Consider the following 17,178-nt stretch of genomic DNA (forward strand, 5'->3'; position numbering starts at 1 on the left):
CTCCCTGTCGTTCCGATGGCAGAGGCGGGCGACGGTGACGCGACCGTTGTAGCGGTAAACCTCCACGACGTATTCGGTGCCGTCCGGGCAGTCCGTCCCCTGCTGACGTCATTGATCCTGCGTCCACGGCGCAGAAGTGCGAATGGAACGCGCGCTCGACGCAGAGTCGACGATCTAAAGCCGGTCGTCGGCCTGGTGACGAGGTACCGACACCTGACTACGGCTCACAGCTGACTGTTGGCACCGTACGCGCCGTGCGATCCGCTGGAGCCGCCCGGGCCACCACTGCCGGGGTTGCCGCCGGAGGCGGCGTGGGCGTAGGCGAGGATGTGTGCATAGGCATCGCCGCCGTCCCCGCCGTTACCGCCCCGGCTGCCGGGCCCCGATGCGTTTCCGCCGTCACCAGCCGCGCCGCCATTGGCACCCCCATTTCCGTGGTTGTAGGCCGGCCCGCCTGACCCTCCGTTGCCTCCGGCAGTAATGCCGGCGCCGCCCGCACCGCCGCCTCCGGACACCGCGTCGCTGACACCGGTAGCAAGGTCAATGGTCGCCGTACCGCCGGCCCCACCGTTACCGCCGGCACCCACGGTGCCGGCGCCACCAGCCCCACCCCCGCCGCCCCAGGCATTGGCGCTGGCATTGGGTCCTTCCGCCAACGCGTCGCCGCCGTAGCCGCCATTACCGCCAACAGCACCGGAGCCGCCCTTCCCGGCGGTGCCGCCGACGGCGGCACCGCCAACGGCAAACTCGGCATCCCCACCCGGTCCGCCCGAACCGCCGGCGCCGCTACCGCCCACACCGCCGTCGCCGCCATGGCCGCCCAGGACCATTCCATTTCCCTCGCTGTAGGCCTGGCCTCCCCTGCCGCCGGCACCGCCGCTCGTGGTGCCCTTGCCGCCGTTACCACCCGCTCCGCCTTGGACATTGCCCGCTGTGCCGACGGTGTTGTTACCGGCTTCGCCGCCGCCACCACCCCAGCCACCGGCACCGGCAGTGCCGGCGCCACCGTCGCCGCCCCTGCCACCCGTGACACTCGCGGAACCGTAATCGATCCCCCTGCCGCCGCTGCCGCCGTTGCCGCCGTTGGCGCCGGCACCACCCGCCCCACCGACACCCGCGGTGGCGGTGGCCGAAGACGAACTGTTGGTGACCCACGCATCGCCGCCGTTGCCGCCGTTGCCGCCCGTGCCGTGGGCAGCGGTGCCCCCTGCTCCGCCATTGCCGGCCACGACAGCGTTGCCGACCAGGTTGGTGTAGCCGTTGCCGCCATTGCCGCCATTGCCACCGTTGCCGGCTGACCCGGCTGTCCCACCGTTGCCGCCATTGCCGCCATTGCCGTTGTTGGTCGAGCCGGGGTCGTAGCCGTTGCCGCCGTTGCCGCCGTTGCCGCCGGCGACGATCGTGCCGGCCGCCCCGTTGGCCCCGCTGTGACCGATCAGACCGCCGGCACCGCCGGGACCACCGCTACCTACGCCGCCCGGGTCGCCGCCGTGGCCGCCATCACCAGCGTTGATGTGGCCGAGGTAGCCGTCAGCTCCCCGACCGCCGTCACCTCCGACGCCGGCAAACCCTCCTTGGCCACCAGCTCCACCGTTGCCGAACAACAGCCCGCCGCGGCCACCGGCGCCGCCAGTCCCGCCGTTGCCGCCGGGGCCGCCGTCGCCCCCGGTCATGGTCGAACCACCCTGGAGGCCGGGGGACCCAGCAGCCCCGGCCGCACCGGCGCCGCCCATGCCGCCCACGCCGCCGTCGCCGAACAGCAGTGCACTACCGCCGACACCACCGGCGGCTCCGGTACCACCGAGCCCACCGCCACCGCCGTTGCCCCACAACCAACCGCCGGTACCGCCGGCACCGCCGTTGGCCCCGGCACCGCCGGCCCCGCCGGTCCCGCCGTTGCCCAACAGCCCTGCCGCGCCTCCTGCGCCGCCGGCATGCCCGGGCGCTCCCGAACCGCCCGTACCGCCGTTTCCCCACAACAATCCGCCGGCCCCGCCAGCTTGCCCGGACCCGGCTGCGCCGTTGGTCCCGTCGCCGATCAACGGGCGCTGCAACAGCAATTCGGTAGGTGCGTTGATCACCCCCAACAACGCGTCCACGACGGTCTGCAAAGGGTTCACGCTCGCGGCCTCAGCGGCGGAGTACTCGACGGCGGCGGCATTCAGGAGCTGGAAAAACCGCTCGTGGAAGGTGTCTACCTGAGTGCTGAGCGCCTGGTAGGCCGCACCGTGCGAACTGAACAACGCGGCGATACCTGCCGAGACTTCGTCGGCGCCGGCAGCTAGCAGATTTGAGGTTGGAGCAAGGGCCTGGGCATTGGCCGTGCCGATCGCTGAGCCGAGTTTTGCCAGATCGGCTGCTGCCCCGGCCAGGTACTGCGGTTGCGCAAAGACGAAAGACATCCGAACTCCCGACGACTCGGATTGGCGGTGGAGCAGACGCTGGCACCCCTCCCGCACAGTACTTCGTTTTGAATGAACTCGGTACTCAATCAGAATTGATCAGGGAGCTCATTTGCACTGCTTATGAGTTTCCGGTGTGGGTTGGGCTCGCAGGGTCGCGGCAGCCGGCGACCATGACGGTCGGGACGCGTCGTGACAAGTTCCCCGCCGCCTTCGTAGGCCGTTCTAGACCAGGGCTCTACGCAACCGCGGCACACCCGGCCCACTGGGCCGAGTGGAATGAATGCCCGCGTTCATTCCAGGCGCGAGCGATGGTGTTGACGAGCGGTTCGCGGATCACACGTTGAGCTCGTCGGACCGATGGGGCTGGTCCACGTCGGCGCCCGGCACGATCACACGAGCACCTGCCGGGGCATCACCGTCGGCTTGATCCCGTAGCGCGGGCCGGCACCGTAGCCACCGCGGCCGGCCGAGGCGTAGGCCGGCATGCCGGCGGCCACGTTGGTCACCCCTCCCCCGGGGCGCTAAGGCGCCGTGTCTATCCGCCCAACGCGGCCGGCTCCCTCCTCCGCCGGCACCGCCCAGCCCGAACCGGCCAATGACGCAGCGGCCGGGGCGGCCGGCGTGGCCGCCGACCACGCGGCAGGCACCGAGAGCTTGCCGACCGTAGCCGCCTGGGCGGCCACCGCGGACACCGGCGCGGCACTCGCGCCCCCGGAACCCAGGCCCGCGGCCATCTGAGCCGGCCCGATCCCGATGGCGCCCAGCTCCGGTGGGATTTGGCTGCCGATCAGGCCCGCATCGAAGGTGTGCGAGTACAGCACGGCGGTAACGATCGCATTGAAGCCGTTCCACGATGCCATGTCGATAATGCCGTTGGGGATGTTCTGCACCAGGCTGTCGCTGAAGAAGTCGCCGAGGGCCGACGCCGGCGCGGCCGCCGCCGGATTGGCCAGTGACTGAACAGCATTCGGCATGCTGGACACCAACGCCGGTAGCCCGGCCGAGGTGCCGGCGGTCTGAGCGGCCGCGGCGCTCGGTGCGCCGAGGGCACCCGCGCCGGCTGCCGGCGTCGGCGTGGTCAGCGCGGTCAACCGCGCGGCCAGCGCCGACGATCCGGCGTACCCGTACATCGCGGCGGCGTCCTGGGCCCACATCTCGCCGTAGAGCGCTTCGAGGGCCGCGATCGCCGGCGTGTTCTGCCCCAGGATGTTGGTGGCGACAAGCGCCGCCAGCTGGGCGCGGTTGGCCGCGACGGCCGCCGGCGACACCGTCATCGCGTACGCGGCCTCGTAGGCGGCCGCCGACGCAATCGCCTGCTCGGCCGCGTGCTGCATCGACGCCGAGGTGGTTTGCAGCCATTGCACGTAGGGTGCGGCGGCGGTGGCCATGGTCGCCGCGGACGGGCCACGCCATTCGTCGTCGGTCAACGTCGAGATCACCGACTCGGCGGCCGTGGCCGTGCTGCTCAGTTCGGCGGCGAGGTTGCTGTAGGCCGCGGCGGCGGCCATCATCGGGGCCGCTCCCGGACCGGTGTACATGCGGGTCGAATTGATCTCCGGGGGCAGCGCGCCAAAATCAAAAGCCATTTTCTGGCCCTTTCTGGTGAGAGTGAACTGGGGGCTTCAGACAGATTCAGACAACGGTCGGCTTGGGCATCACGATCGGTCTGAGTCCGTAGCGCGGCGCCCCGAACCCGGCATTCGAACGCCCGGCCGACGCCATGGACGGCACGCCGGCGGGCACCGTCGTTATCGGCGCCGCGTGCCCCGTGGGGCTGGTCCAGCCCGCGCCGGTCAGCGTTGCGGGCGTAACACCGGCCGCAGGCACGCCGGCCGCCGCCCAGCTCGGCGGCACCGACATCCCGGCGAGCGACGCAGCCTCGCCGACGCTCGCGGCTACCGGCGCGCCGGCCACGGCCGGCGCCGGCAACTCGGGCGCCGCGGCGAGGCCCAACGGCGGGAGGTCGGCCATCGCGGGATTCCAGCTCACCGAACCCGGCAGGAACTGCCCCTGGCCGAGTGCGATGAAGTCCGACGCAGCCGCGCCGACGTTCTGGAAGTAGTTGAAGGGAGTACCGATGATCGAGTCGTCGGGCGTTGTCGCCGCCGGGGTGGCGGCCGCCCCGGATGCCGCGTTGCTCAGGCCGGACAGCGATTGCGAGCCCGCCGCGCTCTGATTGGCCGCCTCGGTCTCGCCGTACGCGTTCGCATTGGCCCCCAAGGTGTTGACCAACTGCTGATGCACGGCTTTGGCTTGCGCGCTGACCTGCTGATACCAGGAGCCGTAGGCGGCGAACTGCGCGGCCTGCAGCGCGGACACCTCGTCGGCTGCGGCTGGCGCGATGCTGGTGGTCGGTGGCGCGGCGGCGGCGTCCTCGGCGGCCAGCGTGGTCCCGAGGTCTTGCAGCGCGCCCGCCGCTGCCAGCAATGCCGCGGGGTAGGTAGTCACGTAAGACATGAGGTCTCCTAACGACTGGGCCGACCGTTTCGGAGTCCGGTCGGCAGTGGATGACCTCTTCATTAAGCGCGCCTGCCAGCGCGGGAACCAGGATTTCCCACAATGTTTCGGAAATACGTCGGTAATCCGGATTTAACGGGCCCAGGTACACCTCGCAGTGTCACCTCGGCAGTCACCGACGCATTCTGGCAGCGAACAATCCGGTGCGGATGTCAATCAACGACTCCGACCTCAAACGGAAATCTCCTGCGGGAGAAGCGATCTCACCGAAACCAAGCGACCTTGAAGCGCGCCGTCGACCCGTTAACCCGCAGTGCGCGCGGGGGCAGCATCATCGCTCGCGAGTTCGCTGGCTGTGAACCTCTGCTACGGCGCCGGCGCGACGCGTCACTCCCGAAGATGTCGCTCCGGCGGCCGGACCCGGGCGCCATGGCCTGGGTGCGCGACGATGTCGGACTTCGACGATCGGTGGAGAAGCTTCCTCGGCGACGCCGCTCGGTCGTAGGCTTGGGTTTGCCCAGCACAGCCGGAAGTGCGACCGTGACCCCACCGAGAAGCTTTCTTCGGCGAACCCCGCCCCGCAGGTTCCGCGACCGCCGCGCGGCCGGACGCGTGCTGGCCGACGCCTTGGCCTCCTACCGCGGAACACCCGGCCTACTGGTCCTCGGGCTGGCCCGGGGCGGCGTCCCGGTCGCGTGGGAGGTGGCCACGGCGCTGGGCGCCGAACTGGACGTTTTCCTGGTACGCAAGCTGGGCGTGCCGTTCCAGCCGGAATTGGCGATGGGCGCGCTGGCAAGTGGCGGCCGGGTGGTGATGAACGACGACGTGGTGGCCCACCTGCACATCAGCGACGAGCAGGTGCGCGCGGTGATCGACGCCGAGACCGTCGAACTCGAGCGGCGAGAGCGCGTCTACCGGGATGGGCGGCCGGTGGCCGACCCGCGCGGCAGGGTGGTGATCCTGGTCGACGACGGCATCGCCACCGGCGCCAGCATGCTGGCCGCGGTGCGGGCCGTGCGCACTGCCGGGGCGCAGCAGGTGGTGGTCGCGGTGCCCGTCGGGCCGCAGTCAGCCTGCCGCATGCTGGCGCGTGAAGCCGATGACGTGGTGTGCGCAACGCGGCCCGCGGACTTCGACGCGGTCGGCCAGGTTTATGCCGATTTCCACCAGGTCAGCGACGACGAAGTTCGCGAGCTGCTGGCCACGCCCCGCTGATCTATTTGGCGGCGTCGTCGCCGGCCACGCTGGATTCACCGGCCGGCGAGGGGGTGGCATCTGCGCCGCTGTGCGCGGCGGTCTCAGCTTCCTCGGCTTCTTCGGGATAGTCCAGCGGTTCGTCGTCGACCTCGTCGACCTGGTCGTCGGGTTCCTCGGTTCGGGTCCCCGAATCGCGCTGCTGGCGTTCCCGGATGGCGTCGACGATGAGCAGGATCACCCCCAGCACGCTGGCGCCGATACACACCCACGCCACCAGCTGGTTGCTGGTCACCACCGCGAACACCAGCGCGACGAGCCCGATCAGGGCCAAGACGAGCGCAATGATCAGCATGGGTCATCCCTCCAGCCGGCGTGTCGCGACTGCCCAACCTACCAGGACCGATACCGCCGAACGGCAAGCCCGTCGCGTGTCCCGGCCGTTATCCGCGGGCGGGATCGATGGGGCGCGGCTCAGTTACCGCGGTTGAACTGGTCGAACCCGCCGGAATCGGCGCTGGAGTCGACCGGGGCCGCCGACCCGCGCTGGCCGAGCTCCTCCAGCTGGGATTCCAGGTAGGTCTTCAGACGGGTGCGGTACTCGCGTTCGAATGTCCGCAGCTGCTCGAGGCGGCCTTCCAGCACGGTGCGCTGCTGGTTGATGGTGCCCATGATCTCGGAGTGCTTACGTTCGGCGTCGGCCTGCAACGCGTCGGCCTTCTCCTGCGCCTGGCGCAACTGCGCCTCGGAGCGGGCCGTGGCATCGGCGAGCATCGCGTCGGCGCGCTGGCGCGCCTCGGCGACGGTGGTCTCGGCGGTGTGCCGGGCCTCGCTGAGGATCTGGTCGGCGTTGGCGCGGGCGTCGGCCAGCATCTTGTCCGACTCGGCCTTGGCCGTGCTGGTCAGCCGGTCCGCCGTGTCCTGCGCCAGACTCAGCACCCGAGCGGCCTTCATCGCTTGTTCCTCGTTGGAGGAGGTCGCGGGTGCCGGGGCCGGGGCCGCCTTGACGGGCTCGGGCTCGGCCTCGAAGGCCTGGATCGGCTGCGCGACGGTCGGCGCGGCAGCGCCGCTGCCACCACCGGAGGCCAGCTCCTCGTCCAACTCGGCGATCCGCTGACGCAGATCGGCGTTCTCCTCGATCAGCCGGGTCAGCTCGTTCTCCACCAGGTCAAGGAAGGCGTCAACTTCATCTTCGTTGTACCCGCGTTTGCCGATGGGCGGCTTACTGAACGCCACATTGTGGACGTCGGCAGGTGTAAGCGGCATTCTTTGTCCCCTCGAGTTCCTGGACGGTCAAACGATCTGGAAAGTGTAGAACGGAGTGCTAGCCGTCGCGCAACTGCCGTCCATCCTGTCACACCAGACTCGGCGGTTGCCGATTGGACTAATAAATAAGGGCTGGATGCAATTCCCTTTCGAGCTCTGCAGCCAATAAATCACATTCTTAGATTTTTAAAAAATACGCGCGTCAAAGCTGACGCCTAATCGTGGCCGAAACGTCGCTTAGCTACGTCGCGGTTAGGACAGGGCGGCGTTGGCCGCCGCGCCCAGGGCCAGCTGCATGCCGATGAATGCGACCAGCAGCAGCACCAGGATGGACAGGTCCAGGCGGACCGCGCCGATGGCGATGGGCGGGATGAGCCGGCGCAGCAGCTTCACCGGCGGGTCGGTGATCGACATGATGCCCTCGAGGATCACCACGGTCAGGCCCGTCGGCCGCCAGTCGCGGCTGAAGGCGCGGATCCACTCAATGACGACCCGGAACACCAGCAGCAACCAGAAGGCGAGGAGCGCGTACCCGACGATCTCAAGCAACACAACCAACGAAAGCCCGACCTTCACGATGTCAACAAGAAATATGCGCCGCCGCGGCGGCGGCAAGCCAAGCCTACCGACCCGGCCACGTGGCCCACATCTCGTGGCGGACCCAGACGCACGCAGCCCGGTCGGCCGGGTGCTGGCCTACCGGGCTGTGCGGTGTTGCGGTCGGGGGGCGACTACGCGTTATTGGTATGCGTAGAAGCCGGTTTCGGCGATCCGGCGCCGCTCCTCCGGGGATACGTCGACGTCCGCGGGTGAAAGCAGGAACACTTTGGTGGCCACCTTGTCGAACGACCCGCGCAACGCGAAGGCCAGGCCGGCGGCGAAGTCGACCAACCGCTTGGCGTCGGCGTTGTCCATCGACACCAGGTCCATGATGACCGGGGTGCCGTCGCGGAAGCGCTCGCCGATGGTGCGCGCCTCGCTGTAGTCCTTGGGCCGCAGCGTGGTGATCTTCGACAGCGGGTGTCCTTCCTCGAACATCATCGCCATCCGGCGCGGGTCCATCGCCAGCGCGCCACGGGTGGCACCGCCGCGTCCCAGCCACGATCCCAGCCGCGGCCGGCCCAGGTCCGGACGGTCGAACCCGCCCGTTGCGAAGCGCCCCTCATCGGGGTAGCCGCCGCGGTAGCTGCTCGGCGGCGGGTAGTCCGCGGGCTCCCCGCGCAGCTCTGCGCGCGGGTCGCGACGCGGATCGTCGTATTCGCGTCCTTCGTAACGACCGTATTCGTCGTCGAACCGGGGCGGCGAATACCCGCGTGACGGCGCTCGGTCGTCGTAATACTCGTCGTCGTATTCCTCCATCGGAGCCATACCGAAGTAGGCCTTGACCTTGTGCAGTGTGCTCATCCGTACGACCCCTTCTAGCCTGGGATATTTGTTGTCTGTGATGAAGGTGTGACTCGAGTGACTATTCACGGTGACCGTAACCGCCGTTGGCCCAATAGCGCGGTACCGACACGCACACACGTCGAACCATGTTTGACGGCGATTTCCAGGTCGCCGGACATGCCGGCGGACAGCCCGACCGCCTCGGGGAACTGCCGCAGTACCCGCTGATGCTCCGATTGCAGCCGGTCAAAGGCCTGTTCGGGGTCCCAGTCCAGCGGCGGGATGCCCATCAAACCGACCAGTTCCAAGCCCTGCGCGTGCTGCACCTGGGCGCAAATCCGATCCACCGCGCCGGGGTCGCCGACATCCACACCGCCGCGTGAGTCGTCGCCGTCCAGGCTCACCTGGACGTAGACCCGCAGCGGACGCTCGCGGCGATGCTCGGCCAGGGCGCCGGTGGCTGCCCTGTCGAGCGCGCTCACCAGCTGCGGCCCGTCGATCGAGTGGGCGGTGTGCGCCCAGCGCGCCACCGATCGGGCTTTCTTGCGCTGGATCTGGCCCACCATGTGCCACTGCAGGTCCCGCGCGCCGCCGTCGTGGGCGGCGGCGGCCAGCAGCCGGTTGACTTCGGTGATCTTCGCCGTGGCCTCCTGGTCCCGGGACTCGCCGACGGCCCGGCACCCCAGCCGGGACAGAATCGCGACGTCGGTGGCCGGGAAGAACTTGGTGATCGGGAGTAACTCGATGTCGCCGACGCTGCGGCCCGCCGCCGCGGCGGCCGCCGCGAGCCGCGAGCGCACCGCGGCCAGGGCCCGCGTCAACTCCGTCTGCCGATCGCCACTGTCCCCCCGCACGGGGGTGTCCACTGCCACCGCGGTCATTCCATCCACACCAACGAGGCCAGCCGACCCGTGGGCGCGCCGCGCCGGTGGCTGAACAACGTTTGATCGGCAATGGTGCAGCGGGGGTCGACCTCGATGGAGGTGACGCCCAATGCGCGCAGCTGGCAAGCGATCCCGGCCCGTAGGTCGAGCCCGGCGGTGCCCGCGGCGGTGGTGGTGCGACTGCCTGGCAGTGTCGCCTCCACCTCGTCGGCCATCGCGGCCGGCACTTCGTAGCGGGCCCCGGATGCCGCCGGGCCCAGCAGCGCGGAGATGTCACCGGGGTGCGCGCCGAGGCCCTGCATCGCCTCAACCGCGCGCGCCACCACCCCGCGTTGGGCGCCGACCCGGCCGGCGTGCACCGCGCCCACCACACCCGCCCGCGCGTCGGCGAGCAGTACCGGCACGCAGTCGGCGGTGAGCACCACCAGCGCCAGCCCCGGTGTGGCGGTCACCACGCCGTCGCTGTCCGCGACAGCGGTGTCACGTGGCCCGTCGACCACCTCCACCTGCACACCGTGCACCTGCTGCATCCACACCAGCCGCCGGTCCGGCAGCCCGACGGCCGCGGCCAGCCGGGCCCGGTTGGCCGCGACGGCTTTCGGGTCGTCACCGACGTGGTCGCCGAGGTTGAAGCTGTCGAACGGCGGTTTCGACACGCCGCCCGCCCGGGTGGTGGTCACCCGGCGGATGCGAACACTCACCCGGCCAGTATCCGGAATCCCATGGCGGCCAGTGGGCACCGACGTCCGACCCATGGGTTTCGTGGCCGGTTTGTCGCGGACTGGCAAGCTGATCGAGACCCTAGCGGCGCATGAAGGGCGGCACGTCGACGTCATCGTCATCGCCGCCGATGCTCAAGGTCGCCCCGTTGGTGTGCACCGGGACGCTGACGGCGTCGACCGGCTCGAACAACGTCGAGGTGAGCTTGCCGGCCTTGGCCGTCTCGATGCGGTGGGCGCCGCCGGTCTCGGTGCCGGTGACCGGCTTGCGGCCGGGGCCGGCGTCGAAGCCCGCGGCGATGACGGTGACCCGCACCTCGTCGCCCAGCGAGTCGTCGATCACGGTGCCGAAGATGATGTTGGCGTCTTGATGCGCGGCGTCCTGCACCAGCGAGGCCGCCTCGTTGATCTCGAACAGGCCCAGGTCGCTGCCGCCGGCAATGGACATCAGCACGCCCTGCGCGCCCTCCATCGAGGCTTCCAGCAGCGGCGAGTTGATGGCGATCTCGGCCGCCTTGAGCGACCGTCCCTCGCCGCGCGCCGACCCGATGCCCATCAGCGCGGTGCCCGCACCCGACATGATGCCCTTGACGTCGGCGAAGTCGACGTTGATCAAGCCCGGTGTGGTGATCAGGTCGGTGATGCCCTGGACACCGTTGAGCAGCACCTCGTCGGCGCTGCGGAACGCGTCCATCAGCGATACCGCGGCGTCACCCATCTGTAGCAGCCGGTCGTTGGGGATCACGATCAGCGTGTCGCAGCTTTCGCGCAGCGCGGCGATGCCGTTCTCGGCCTGGTTGCTGCGCCGCTTGCCCTCGAAGGAGAACGGGCGTGTGACCACCCCGACGGTCAAGGCCCCGAGTTTGCGGGCGATGTTGGCCACCACGGGCGCGCCGCCGGTGCCGGTGCCGCCGCCCTCGCCGGCGGTGACGAACACCATGTCGGCGCCGCGCAGCAGCTCCTCGATCTCCTCCTTGGCGTCCTCGGCGGCCTTCTTGCCGACCTCGGGGTCGGCGCCGGCGCCCAGTCCGCGCGTGGAGTCGCGGCCGACGTCGAGCTTGACGTCGGCGTCGCTCATCAGCAAAGCCTGCGCATCGGTGTTGATCGCGATGAACTCCACGCCCTTGAGGCCCTGTTCGATCATCCGGTTGACGGCGTTGACGCCGCCACCACCAATGCCCACGACCTTGATGACGGCCAGATAGTTATGTGGGGGGGTCATCATTCGTCTTCCTCCCTGATGGGCTTAGTTCCCCTGGGTCTCTTTGCGGTGTGTCTGCTTGCAAAACCCTCAACCTCAACCATAGAGTTAGAGTTATGTCAAGTAGTTCCGCGTAACCAGAACCGTATGGGTACGACGGACGCTAACCGTGCAGGCGCGCCGACGCGCCGCGCGTGAATTTTCCGCGGATTCCGCGGTTGCCGGTGTTTCGCGCTGGCCGCTGCCGGCGGCGACCGTCACGCTGCCGGTGCCGACCGTCACGCTGCCGGCGGCGACCGTCACGCTGGCGTGACGGTCGGCACCGACTGCCACGCCAGCGTGACGTTCGGCGACAGAGGCGAGGAAGGACGCGCTACTTGACCGTCGGCAGGTCCGGGCTGGACACGTCATAGGTACGCCCCGGCTGGGTGAGCAACGCCGCCAGCTTCTCGGCTTTCTCGTCGGCCCGGTCGGTGGTCCCCCAGATCACCACCCGCCCGTCGGACAGCGTGAGCGTGATCGAGGACACCGACGGCGCCGCGATGCGCCCCACCTGACTGGCGACCTCGGGACGCAGCGCCAGCAACACCTTGAGCGCGGCCAGCGTGGCCGGGTCGGTCGGCCCGGGATTGTCGACCTCTATATACGGCAGAGCCGGCGGCGGCGGGTCCGTCGCGAAGTCGACGCCATCCCGGTCGAACAGGTGTGGACCGTCCGGAAAATCCTTCACCACCACCGGAACTCGCTCCACGATGGTGATGCGCAGCGCGGACGGATACTCGCGCTGCACCCGGGCGCTGGCGACGCGGCGGATCGCGGCCACCCGGTCGGCGACCTGATTGGTGTTGATCTGCAACAACGGCGTCCCGATGCGCACCTGCGCGGCGTCCAGCACGTCCTCCCGGGTCACCACGCCGGTCCCGGTGACCACGATGGTGCGCGCCGACATCGCCGGCGTGAAGTACAGGATCAGTCCCAGCCCGATCCCGATCACCAGCAGCGCCACCGTGGCCAGCAGCATCCTCAGGCCCCGAACCACCCCGCGCCCAACGGGTTTGGGCTCGGGCAGCACAGCGCCGCGGGCCCGGCGCTTGGCCTCGCGGCGGGCATGCTCGATCGCGGTAGCGCGGGCCTGCGCCGCGCGGCGCTCGGCACGTTCCCGCCGGGCGCGCCGGCGCGGCCCCTCGAAATCCTCTTCGTCGGGTTCCGGCGGCGCGCCCTGGGCGGATGCGGCCGCGGTCGCGATCGGCTCGGTGGCCGCTTCGGTGGATTCTGCGTGGTCCGCCGGTTCGGCGGGGCGGCCCTCGTCGGGCTCGCTCACTGCAGCACCGGCCCGGGTGCGCTGCGATTGGACCGCGCCCGCAGCGCGGCGACGATCTCGGGCCCGAGCATCGTCACGTCGCCGGCACCCATGGTGACGATGACGTCGCCCGGGCCGGCCGCGGCGGCCACCTGCTGGGCGACCGCCGAGAAGTCCGGCAGGTAGCGCACCGGCACGCTGACGTGCTCGGCGACGCTGGCACCGCTCACCCCGGCCAGCGGTTGCTCGCGCGCCCCGTAGACGTCGAGCACGAACACTTCGTCCGCGCCGTCCAGTGCCTGGCCGAATTCACGAGCGAAAGCCTTTGTCCGCGAATACAAGTGGGGCTGGAACACGACAACGGAACGTCCACTGCCGGTTTGCTTGACCACCGAGCGCACCGCCGCCAGCGTCGCCGCGATCTCGGTGGGATGGTGGGCGTAGTCGTCGTACACGCGCACCGAGTCGGCGCTGCCGACCAGCTCGAAGCGACGCCGCACGCCCTCGAAACCGGCCAGCCCGTCCAGCACCTCGTCGATCGCGGCGCCCACTTGTACCGCGGCCAGCAGCGCGCCCAACGCGTTGAGCGCCATGTGACGACCCGGCACCGACAACCGCATCACCCGCTGCGGGGCCGGCGGGTCGATCTCGGGAGCCAACTGGATGGTTGCGACCGCTTCGGTGCCCAGCTGCTCCCACGACACCAGAGTCGCGGCCAGGTCGGGCCCGGACGAGCCGTACCGCAGCACCCGGATGCCCAGCTCCGCGCTGCGCTGCGCCAGCGCCGCCGCGCCCGGGTCGTCGGTGCAGACCACCAGCGCGCCGCCGGGCGCCAGCCGCTCGACGAACGAGTCGAACACCCCGACGTAGGCGTCGGTGCTGCCGTAGAAGTCCAGGTGATCGGACTCGATGTTGGTCACCACCGCCACGTTGGGGGTGTATTCCAGCAGCGTGCCGTCGCTTTCGTCGGCTTCGGCGACGAAGAAGTCGCCGCTGCCGTGGTGGGCGTTGGTGCCGGCCTCCCCCAGCTCCCCGCCGACCGCGAAGGACGGGTCGCAGCCGCAGTGCTGCAGCGCCACGATCAGCATCGACGTGGTGGTCGTCTTGCCGTGGGTGCCGGTGACCATCAGCGTGGTGCGCCCGGCCATCAGCTTGGCCAGCACCACGGGACGCAACAGCACCGGGATGCCACGGCGCCGGGCTTCGACCAGCTCGGGGTTGGTCTTCGGGATCGCGGCGTGCGTGGTGATGACCGCGGTGACGCCACCTTCCAGCAGGTCCAGGGATGACGCGTCGTGCCCGATGCGGATGGTGGCGCCCCGGGCCCGCAAGGCGTGCAGGCCGCGCGATTCCTTGGCGTCCGATCCCGACACCTGGGCGCCGCGATCGAGCAGGATGCGGGCGATACCCGACATTCCGGCCCCGCCGATGCCGACCATGTGGACCCGCGCCAGCTCGGGCGGCAGCTGCCCGGCGGTCACCGTCGCACCCCCCGCAGTGCCAGGTCGACCGCGGCCTGTGCGACCTGACGGGCCGCGTCGCGGTGTCCGACCTGCGCGGCCGCCGCCGTCATCGCCGCCAGCCGCGGCGGGTCGGTGAGCAGCCCGGACACCTCGCGGGCCACCACGTCAGGGGTCAGGGCGGCGTCGGCGATGATCATGCCGCCCCCGGCGTCGACCACCGGCAGCGCGTTGAGTCGTTGCTCACCGTTGCCGATCGGCAACGGCACGTAGATGGCCGGCAGGCCGACGGCCGACACTTCGGCGACCGTCATCGCACCGGAGCGGCAGATCGCCAGGTCGGCGGCGGCGTAGGCCAGATCCATCCGGTCCAGGTAGGGCACCGCGACGTACGGTGGGTCGCCCGGGTCGGGGGTGCGCAAGTCCAGGGTGTTCTTCGGTCCGTGCGCGTGCAGCACCGAGATCCCCGCGGCGGCCAACTGCGCGGCGGCCCCCGACACCGCGCGGTTGAGCGAGACCGCGCCCTGCGAGCCGCCGAACACCAGCAGCACGCGCGCGTCGGCGGCGAACCCGAAGTAGGCGCGTGCCTGGGCGCGCAACGCGACGCGGTCGAGCGCGGTGATCGCCGCGCGCACCGGCACGCCCACCACTTCGGCGCGGCGCAGACCGGAGTGTGGCACCGCGGACAGGATGCGGTCGGCGGAGCGCGCGCCGACCCGGTTGGCCAGGCCCGCCCGGGCGTTGGCTTCGTGGATCAGCACCGGTATCCGCCGGCGTCCCGGGCGCCCGCGGGCGGCCAGGTAGGCCGGCAGCGCGACGTATCCGCCGAAGCCGATCACTACGTCGGCGTGGACGTGGTCGAGGACCGCCCGGGTCTCGCGCACCGCGCGCCACACCCGCGGCGGCAGCCGGGCCAGGTCGCCGCTGGGTTTGCGCGGCAGCGGCACCGGCGTGATCAGCTCCAGCTGGTAGCCGCGCTGGGGCACCAACCGGGTCTCCAAACCGCGCGCGGTGCCCAGTGCGGTGATGCGGATCGAGGCGTCCAGGGCGGTCAGTGCGTCGGCGACGGCCATTGCGGGCTCCACGTGCCCGGCGGTGCCGCCGCCGGCCAGGACCACCGACAGCGTCCCGGCGGCCCCGAAGGACGACGACGCGGCACCGGCGGGCGAGGGACCTGCCCCCGACCCGCCGGCCGACTCACTGACCTTGTCGTTCACCCGTAACGCTGACCTTCCAATGCGCGAGCACGCCCTGTCTGACGCTGGCCGGCGTAGCGCTGGCCAGATCCATGATGCCTGGCCCGCGCCTGCCCGGTGCCCGCAGACCGGCGAGCCGAGCGTTCCGCGGTGCGCGGCAGTGCCTGCCGGGTCGAGCGAGCGGCGCGCCGGGGCGCCGGGCGGGGCGGCTGCTTGGCCTGCTTGGCGGGTTTGGGTCGGGGCGGCTTCTTGCGGTCCCGGAACGATTCCAGGCGGCTCGGAACGTAGGGTTCGGGCACCGGCAGCCGCAGGAACCGGTTGACCTTGTCGTCGCGCCCGGCCCGCAGCGCGGCCACCGCCTCCGGCTCGTTCCGGGCCGCGTTGGCCATGATGCCGATCATGAAAAGCGTTGCGGCCGTTGATGTTCCACCGGCGGATATCAGTGGTAGCTGCAGCCCGGTGACCGGCAGCAACCCGATCACGTAGCCGATGTTGATGAACGCCTGGCCCAGCACCCACAGCGTGGTGGTGGCGGTCAGCAACCGCAGGAACGGGTCGGCCGAACGGCGCGCGATCCGCATCCCGGTGTAGGCGAACAACCCGAACAGCCCGAGCAGGCCCACCGCCCCGATCAGGCCGAGTTCCTCGCCGATGATCGCGAAGATGAAGTCGTTGTGGGCGTTGGGCAGATAGTTCCACTTGGCCACGCCCTGACCCAGGCCGTCGCCGAAGATGCCGCCGTGCGCCAGCGCGTATTTGGCCTGTCGGGCCTGGTAGCCGGTGTCCATCGGGTCGTTCTCGGGGTCCAGCCAGGACCGCACCCGGTCGGAGCGATAGCCGGCGGACATGGCCAGCACGGCGCCCGCCGCCACCACCATGCCCAGCGAGCTGATGAACAACCGCAGGTCCAGGCCGGAGTACCAGAGCAGGCCCAGCAGAATGATGCCGAACGACACGGTCTGCCCCAGGTCCGGCTGGGCCATGATCAGACCGAGCGAGATCAGCGCGGCCGGGACCAGCGGAACGAGCATCTCGCGCAGCGAGGCCCGCTCCCCGCGCCGGGCCGCCAGCAGGTGCGCCCCCCAGATGGCGAAGGCGATCTTGGACAGCTCGGAGGGCTGCATCGAGAAGCCTGCGATGACGAACCATTTGCGGGATCCGTTGGCCAGGTTGCCGATTCCGGGGATCAGCACCAAGACCAGCAGCACGCAGGTGACCGCGTAACTCATGAACGCGATGCGCCGGATGAACCGCACCGACATCCGCAGTCCGGCGTAGCAGGCGATCAGCCCGACGACGGTCCACATCACCTGCTTGCCGAAGATCACCCACGCCGAACCGTCGTTGCCGTAGGAATGCACGCCGGACGCCGAGAGCACCATGATCAGACCGAGCGACGTCAGCAGCGCGGTGACGGCGATGATCAGGTGGAACGAGGTCATGGGCCGGCCTAGCCAGGCGCCGAACCGGCTGCGCGGACCCGACGGGTCGGCTTTGGGTTTGCCGGCTTTGCTGGCCGCCGGTGCGGTCGCCGGCTGCGACGGGTCGACCGCCGCGGTGTCCGGCGCGCCCGAAGTGTCCGGAGCGACGGCAGTGTCCGGGTTGGCCGGAATGTCGGAGGCCCCTTCGGCGCCCTCGGTGCCGGCGGCGTTCGTGGTCTCCGTCGAGCCGCGACCCCGGCCCAGCAGCCGGGTCAGCGCGATACCCATC

Annotated in this window: 14 protein-coding genes and 2 pseudogenes; 2 read left to right on the forward strand and 14 right to left on the reverse strand. The window is 70.3% G+C overall.

Going from position 1 to position 17,178, the window contains the following annotated elements:
• Positions 1-224: 224 nt before the first annotated feature.
• The 3 genes and pseudogenes from MKCMC460_RS17370 to MKCMC460_RS17380 form a co-directional block, all read right to left on the reverse strand.
• A complete protein-coding gene (locus MKCMC460_RS17370; RefSeq protein ID WP_238304617.1) occupies positions 225-2,402 on the reverse strand; it encodes a PE family protein in 2,178 nt (725 codons plus the stop codon).
• Between the two features lie 392 nt (positions 2,403-2,794).
• Positions 2,795-3,991 (reverse strand): annotated as a pseudogene (locus tag MKCMC460_RS17375) (PPE family protein).
• 46 nt (positions 3,992-4,037) lie between these two features.
• Positions 4,038-4,862, reverse strand: coding sequence for a PE domain-containing protein (locus MKCMC460_RS17380; protein ID WP_238304618.1), 825 nt, complete (start codon positions 4,860-4,862; stop codon positions 4,038-4,040).
• Positions 4,863-5,385: 523 nt separating this feature from the next.
• Between MKCMC460_RS17380 and MKCMC460_RS17385 the strand changes: the two are divergent.
• Positions 5,386-6,077, forward strand: a pseudogene (locus MKCMC460_RS17385) (phosphoribosyltransferase); the annotation flags it as partial.
• A gap of 1 nt (position 6,078) precedes the next feature.
• Here the strand turns inward: MKCMC460_RS17385 and MKCMC460_RS17390 are convergent.
• The 7 genes from MKCMC460_RS17390 to ftsZ all read right to left on the reverse strand — a co-directional run bounded on the left by MKCMC460_RS17390 (position 6,079) and on the right by ftsZ (position 11,533).
• Positions 6,079-6,411, reverse strand: coding sequence for a hypothetical protein (locus MKCMC460_RS17390; protein ID WP_236982920.1), 333 nt, complete (start codon positions 6,409-6,411; stop codon positions 6,079-6,081).
• 119 nt (positions 6,412-6,530) lie between these two features.
• A complete protein-coding gene (locus MKCMC460_RS17395; RefSeq protein WP_238304619.1) occupies positions 6,531-7,322 on the reverse strand; it encodes a DivIVA domain-containing protein in 792 nt (263 codons plus the stop codon).
• A gap of 252 nt (positions 7,323-7,574) precedes the next feature.
• A complete protein-coding gene (locus tag MKCMC460_RS17400; RefSeq protein WP_236984047.1) occupies positions 7,575-7,880 on the reverse strand; it encodes a YggT family protein in 306 nt (101 codons plus the stop codon).
• Positions 7,881-8,060: 180 nt separating this feature from the next.
• Positions 8,061-8,726 carry a cell division protein SepF gene (locus MKCMC460_RS17405; RefSeq protein WP_238304622.1) on the reverse strand — a complete coding sequence of 222 codons (666 nt, stop codon included), beginning with the start codon at positions 8,724-8,726 and terminating at the stop codon, positions 8,061-8,063.
• Between the two features lie 65 nt (positions 8,727-8,791).
• The gene (locus MKCMC460_RS17410; protein WP_236982915.1) at positions 8,792-9,589 is read right to left on the reverse strand and encodes a YggS family pyridoxal phosphate-dependent enzyme; all 798 of its coding nucleotides are present in this window, start codon (positions 9,587-9,589) and stop codon (positions 8,792-8,794) included.
• Positions 9,586-10,293, reverse strand: a complete 708-nt coding sequence (gene pgeF, locus MKCMC460_RS17415; protein ID WP_236982914.1) for a peptidoglycan editing factor PgeF — start codon at positions 10,291-10,293, stop codon at positions 9,586-9,588. The genes MKCMC460_RS17410 and pgeF overlap by 4 nt, the downstream gene beginning before the upstream one ends.
• Positions 10,294-10,393: 100 nt before the next feature.
• Entirely contained in the window at positions 10,394-11,533 is a 1,140-nt protein-coding gene (ftsZ, locus tag MKCMC460_RS17420) for a cell division protein FtsZ (RefSeq protein ID WP_180919026.1), read from the reverse strand.
• Between the two features lie 148 nt (positions 11,534-11,681).
• On the opposite strand from ftsZ, the gene MKCMC460_RS17425 reads away from it, so the two are divergent.
• Entirely contained in the window at positions 11,682-11,825 is a 144-nt protein-coding gene (locus MKCMC460_RS17425) for a hypothetical protein (protein ID WP_236982910.1), read from the forward strand.
• Positions 11,826-11,885: 60 nt separating this feature from the next.
• Here MKCMC460_RS17425 and MKCMC460_RS17430 read toward each other — a convergent pair whose 3' ends face one another.
• The 4 genes from MKCMC460_RS17430 to ftsW are packed head-to-tail and all read right to left on the reverse strand — an operon-like array spanning position 11,886 to position 17,177.
• Entirely contained in the window at positions 11,886-12,833 is a 948-nt protein-coding gene (locus MKCMC460_RS17430) for a cell division protein FtsQ/DivIB (RefSeq protein WP_370652858.1), read from the reverse strand.
• On the reverse strand, positions 12,830-14,293 hold the full coding sequence (murC, locus tag MKCMC460_RS17435) for a UDP-N-acetylmuramate--L-alanine ligase (RefSeq protein ID WP_238304624.1): 1,464 nt from the start codon (positions 14,291-14,293) through the stop codon (positions 12,830-12,832). The genes MKCMC460_RS17430 and murC overlap by 4 nt, the downstream gene beginning before the upstream one ends.
• Entirely contained in the window at positions 14,290-15,489 is a 1,200-nt protein-coding gene (murG, locus tag MKCMC460_RS17440; RefSeq protein ID WP_236982906.1) for an undecaprenyldiphospho-muramoylpentapeptide beta-N-acetylglucosaminyltransferase, read from the reverse strand. Before murG ends, murC begins: the two co-directional genes overlap by 4 nt.
• Entirely contained in the window at positions 15,486-17,177 is a 1,692-nt protein-coding gene (gene ftsW / locus MKCMC460_RS17445) for a putative lipid II flippase FtsW (RefSeq protein ID WP_236982904.1), read from the reverse strand. Before ftsW ends, murG begins: the two co-directional genes overlap by 4 nt.
• Between the last annotated feature and the right edge of the window lies 1 nt (position 17,178).

Source organism: Mycobacterium sp. 20KCMC460 (genome assembly GCF_022179425.1).
Lineage (GTDB): Bacteria > Actinomycetota > Actinomycetes > Mycobacteriales > Mycobacteriaceae > Mycobacterium > Mycobacterium kiyosense.

Bases quoted from the DNA above. Each gene is read 5' to 3' on its own strand.
- MKCMC460_RS17370 (WP_238304617.1), bottom strand. From the start codon at position 2,402: ATGTCTTTCGTCTTTGCGCAACCGCAGTACCTGGCCGGGGCAGCAGCC.
- MKCMC460_RS17380 (WP_238304618.1), bottom strand. From the start codon at position 4,862: ATGTCTTACGTGACTACCTACCCCGCGGCATTGCTGGCAGCGGCGGGC.
- MKCMC460_RS17390 (WP_236982920.1), bottom strand. From the start codon at position 6,411: ATGCTGATCATTGCGCTCGTCTTGGCCCTGATCGGGCTCGTCGCGCTG.
- MKCMC460_RS17395 (WP_238304619.1), bottom strand. From the start codon at position 7,322: ATGCCGCTTACACCTGCCGACGTCCACAATGTGGCGTTCAGTAAGCCG.
- MKCMC460_RS17405 (WP_238304622.1), bottom strand. From the start codon at position 8,726: ATGAGCACACTGCACAAGGTCAAGGCCTACTTCGGTATGGCTCCGATG.
- MKCMC460_RS17410 (WP_236982915.1), bottom strand. From the start codon at position 9,589: ATGACCGCGGTGGCAGTGGACACCCCCGTGCGGGGGGACAGTGGCGAT.
- ftsZ (WP_180919026.1), bottom strand. From the start codon at position 11,533: ATGACCCCCCCACATAACTATCTGGCCGTCATCAAGGTCGTGGGCATT.
- ftsW (WP_236982904.1), bottom strand. From the start codon at position 17,177: ATGGGTATCGCGCTGACCCGGCTGCTGGGCCGGGGTCGCGGCTCGACG.